General features: G+C 61.5%; 4 protein-coding genes. 3 read left to right on the plus strand and 1 reads right to left on the minus strand.

Translation table 11 applies throughout. The annotated features are described in order from the left end of the window. Window positions 1-215: 215 nt before the first annotated feature. Window positions 216-953, plus strand: a complete 738-nt coding sequence (locus tag VNX23_RS09490) for a hypothetical protein (protein WP_325629347.1) — start codon at window positions 216-218, stop codon at window positions 951-953. Next, the gene (locus VNX23_RS09495; RefSeq protein WP_325629348.1) at window positions 868-1116 is read left to right on the plus strand and encodes an HGGxSTG domain-containing protein; all 249 of its coding nucleotides are present in this window, start codon (window positions 868-870) and stop codon (window positions 1114-1116) included. The genes VNX23_RS09490 and VNX23_RS09495 overlap by 86 nt, the downstream gene beginning before the upstream one ends. A 337-nt stretch (window positions 1117-1453) precedes the next feature. Here the strand turns inward: VNX23_RS09495 and VNX23_RS09500 are convergent, their stop codons facing one another. After that, window positions 1454-2947 carry an amidase gene (locus VNX23_RS09500; RefSeq protein ID WP_325629350.1) on the minus strand — a complete coding sequence of 498 codons (1494 nt, stop codon included), beginning with the start codon at window positions 2945-2947 and terminating at the stop codon, window positions 1454-1456. Window positions 2948-3061: 114 nt separating this feature from the next. On the opposite strand from VNX23_RS09500, the gene VNX23_RS09505 reads away from it, so the two are divergent. After that, window positions 3062-3282: hypothetical protein (locus VNX23_RS09505; protein ID WP_325629352.1), on the plus strand; the 221-nt coding region annotated here is incomplete at its 3' end.

A 3282-nucleotide genomic window follows, 5' to 3' on the forward strand; every position in this document is an offset into this window, starting at 1 on the left:
CCGCATGGTTCAAACCGATGCTCAACCGAAAACGTGGAATTAGGATTGTCTAGAATTATAAATGTATATTTGTAATAATTGATGCTTTTAAGTATTTGGGGGAACTTAAATTAACCACGATCTGGCGGTAGATGAATTACCCACATCGAAGGGGGCAATTGGAGGGCGGGGACACGGCGTCCGCCGAGTGCTGCAAGCGAGCGGCCGGGGCCAGCATGCGCATCATCGTGACTGGAGGCTGGACGTTAATGAAGAAAGATATACCACCGACAATAGCGGGAGCCGGGGGGAGCTCAGCAAGGAGACGAGCCGAGCCTGAGCAAGAACGGGCGCCGAAGAAGGCCGGCGAGACCCGCGAAAAGATTGAGATCTCGGCCGAGCAGCGCGCTCGTTTCCGGTCGATCAGCGGCTCTGAGAACCCCGCGTTCGCCGTCAATCTCGCCTGTCAGGTTGAGGCTGCGCAATGGCGCGGGAACTCCCGCTCCGATAAGCAGCAGGAAGAGCAGGTAGAGGCGATGCTCGTTGCGATGCGCGGCATGAAGCCGCGTGACGTGTTCGAGGGAATGCTGATCGCTCAGGCGATCGCCACCCATAACGCTGTCATGGAGTGCCACCGGCGTGCGATGATTCCTGAGCAGTCCTTCGAAGGTCGGCGCGAGAACCTGAACCAGGCGAATAGACTCTCCCGGACTTTCGCGGCTCTGAGCGAAGCCTTGGATCGCCATCGCGGCAAGGGGCAGCAACGCATCACCGTCGAGCACGTCAACGTCCAGGCCGGTGGACAGGCGATCGTCGGTGCCGTCACCTCGGGGGTCCGGAGCAATCAAAGCTCGCAGGAGCAAACCCGTGCAATGCCAGAAATTACCCATGAACCGATCATACCGATGCGGAGCCCGGACCCGGAGTGGCGAACCGTGTCAGTCCCCGCCAGTGCGCGGAAAGCGCCGGTGTAGAATGCACGGCGGCGCGGCTGGAAGCGGCGCCCCGATCGGCAACAAGAACGCGCTCCGGCATGGTCGATATAGCGCAGACGCCATCGCTCGCCGACGTCAGATGTCCGAGCTGATCAGGAGGGCGCGCGCTACTCTCGCCGAAATCGAAGAGCGGACCGAGTGAAAACCGGGGGTTTGCGAAGCAGGAGCGCAAGCGATCAGGCATCGGTACGACCGATTTTCTGTTCCAAACCACATTCGCGGCGATGCGTGCGCGCGTGACTCGACGCCGATCGCTGGCCGCAGAAACAGAAAGCGGGAGCCGTTTGGTGATCATACCCCGAGGCGCCGCGAAGCGGGGAGTGTACTCACTCGGAGGTTGGATCAGAAGGTAGGTTGCGGGGTGGTCATAGGACGTCTTCCGGTGCGCGGCAATCGCAATCAGGTCTGCCATCGGAGCGGACCTAGGCATACGGTACCGACATGCCTCGACCACGGTTCCGAAGCGCAGGTCGGTACGATCAGCTGACGTGCACCGGCGGGACTGCACCGAACCATTCGGGACGCGCCCGTTCGATCTGAGCAGCCACCTTGAGCAACAGGTCCTCCCGGCAGAAGTTGCCATACAGTTGGATGCCGATCGGCAACCCATCAGCGTCGAGCCCGGCCGGCACTGAGATGCCCGGCAGACCGGTCTCATTCGCCGGCATCGTGTAACGGCAGGCGTCGCAGAGACGCCCCAGCCAGGGATCGAGCTCCTCGTCCCGCAGCAGCGAATAGGGCCCGTTGGCCTCGGGGACCCGAACCGCCATCGTCGGGACCAGCAGCGCGTCGAACCGCTCCATCAGGCGGCCGAACTCGCGCGTGACGGCGTTGTTGCACACCATCATCTTCCAGATGTCGAACTTATCGTAGCGTTCGGCGGCGAGATAGTGACGGTGCACCATCGGCCCGAGATGCTCCTGCAGCCGCTCGGGTGACACTCCGCGGTCCTTGGCCATCGTTGCAAACTGTGCGCGGCTGCCGACCCAATTAGCGCAATACGCCGACCACAATGTCTCCCAATCGCAAATGCTCGCATCGGCGATTTCTTCGACATGGTGACCGAGGCCTTCGAGCAGCTTTGCGACGGTGCGGACCCGCTCAGCTATCTCGAGATCGGTGGAGTTGGCGCGGCCCCACATCCCGGTCGATAACCCGATCCTGAGCTGCTCCGGGTCGCGCTCGATCGACTTGAAATAGGAGCCAGAAGGCTCCCCCATCCTGATAAAGCTGCCGCCATTGGGAATTCGGGTCAGATAATCATAGGCGGCTGCCGTGTCGCGAACCGAGCGGCTCACGACGCCATCGATGCTGATCCGAGAGATGTATTCACTCTGCGAAAGTGGCCGGGGTACGCGACCCCGCGTGGCTTTGAGCCCGACCAGACCGCAAAAGGAGGCGGGAATGCGGGTGGACCCGCCGCCGTCGGAAGACATGCCGATCGGCAATATGCCGGCGGCAACGGCCGCTGCCGAACCGCCCGACGAGCCACCTGGTGTCCGCTCCAGCTTCCAGGGATTGCGCGTCACCCTGACCCGATCGAGATAGTCGGTCGCAGTGTCGAAAGTCATGCCGAACTCGGGTGTTGTCGACCTTCCGATGGGGATCAATCCGGCGCGGAGATAATTGTCGACCAGCGGATCGGTCGCCTCGACGATATGGTCCTTGAACAGCTTCGAGCCCGATTCTTGCCTGCGTCCCGCGAGACCTGAGCCGAGGTCCTTCAAAAGGATGGGCACGCCATAGAGCAAGCCCTCCCTGTTCGGACGATTTGTATCGGGATCAGCAACGACGTCGTTATAGAGCCCGAGCACGGCCTCGATTTGCGGATCGATCCGGTTAACCGCTTCCGCGGCTTGCGCACACAACTCCTTCGGCGCCACCTGCCCGGCGCGCACCAGTTCGGCCAAGGCCACAGCATCGTGTTTGTGCCATTCCTGCCAGCTCATCGCCAAGCCGCTCAACGTCGTCATCGCATTCCTCCTACCCGTTAAATGGACGGCGTATCCGATGAGGGATGATCTCCTTGGCAACGGGCGTCAATCTGGCGCGATCGCGAGTGCGAGAAGGAGATCGGCTTAATTTCGATGCTGCGGGTCTGGCCGGGTTCCGGAATCTCCTCCAGATCGGCGCCGACTAGCACTGGTCTGCGCGACACCATGGCCAACTCGCCGCGGCTCTCTGGCGGCATGCTTCCGAAGCACATCGCCACTGGCATCCTCACCCTGATCGAGCAACGCGCGTTCACGACACCCAGCGTTGTCTCTCCCGATAGGCTCGCGTCTTCTGCCGATTGCCACAAATCAAA

The organism is Bradyrhizobium sp., assembly GCF_035570375.1.
Classification (GTDB): Bacteria; Pseudomonadota; Alphaproteobacteria; order Rhizobiales; family Xanthobacteraceae; genus Bradyrhizobium.

Bases quoted from the DNA above. Each gene is read 5' to 3' on its own strand.
- VNX23_RS09500 (WP_325629350.1), bottom strand. From the start codon at position 2,947: ATGACGACGTTGAGCGGCTTGGCGATGAGCTGGCAGGAATGGCACAAA.
- VNX23_RS09490 (WP_325629347.1), top strand. From the start codon at position 216: ATGCGCATCATCGTGACTGGAGGCTGGACGTTAATGAAGAAAGATATA.
- VNX23_RS09495 (WP_325629348.1), top strand. From the start codon at position 868: ATGAACCGATCATACCGATGCGGAGCCCGGACCCGGAGTGGCGAACCG.